Origin of the sequence: Streptomyces calidiresistens, from assembly GCF_014141525.1 — a bacterium.
Lineage (GTDB): Bacteria > Actinomycetota > Actinomycetes > Streptomycetales > Streptomycetaceae > Streptomyces > Streptomyces calidiresistens.
The window spans coordinates 1-679 of record NZ_VKHS01001437.1 but is presented as its reverse complement, the minus strand read 5'-3'; the positions used below and the strand labels follow the sequence as shown (position 1 = coordinate 679).

Below are 679 nucleotides of genomic sequence, written 5' to 3'. Positions count from 1 at the left end.
AGCCCGCCTTCCGCACCCCCTGTCGCGCTCCCGCCTCCCGGCACATCGAATGGTCGACCACCGCGGCCCCGGGATGGTTTCGTGACCGCGGAGGGCGTACCGGGGGCCCGGGCGGGGGTGTCGGCGCGTTAGCCTTCCAGAGTGCCGGATGATCCCTCGGAGCCACGGAACGGAGCGAGGCCACCGCGCGGCGTCGCGCTGTCGCTCCTCATCAGCATGGGCGCGTGGTTGATCTTCGGCTCCCCCATGGGCGGGGGTGGCGGCGGGATTCCCGAGGAGGCCGCCGGCGGGTGGGTCGCCCTCCCGGCGGACCGCGCGGAGGGCTCGCGCTGCGGCTGGGACGGCACCTGGGCGATCCTCCAGTACCGGGGAACCCAGCCCACCAGGGTCGGCGAGGACCTCTCCGTCCAGCCCGGTGACCGCTGGGAGTTCGAGAACGGTTGGGAGGCCGCCGACTGGCTGCGGGCGCTGGCCGGCGAACCGCTTCCCGGAGCGCCGCAGGAGGGCATGGGGGTGGCGGAGATCGCCGAGTTCCTCCAGAGCGCGCCCGCCACGTGGCGGTACGGCGGGCGGACCGCCTGCGTGGTCGGGTCCGACGACTCCTCCGCCCCGGACCGACGGTGAACCCCCCGACGAACCCGGAAGCGGTTCCGGGGGCGGGGCGGGAGCTGTCTCTTTT

1 protein-coding gene is annotated in these 679 nt (G+C 74.7%); it reads left to right on the top strand.

What is annotated here, in order from left to right; all coding sequences use genetic code 11:
• Positions 1–141 precede the first annotated feature (141 nt).
• Positions 142–624, top strand: a complete 483-nt coding sequence (locus FOE67_RS27705; RefSeq protein WP_182667549.1) for a hypothetical protein — start codon at positions 142–144, stop codon at positions 622–624.
• Positions 625–679 lie beyond the last annotated feature (55 nt).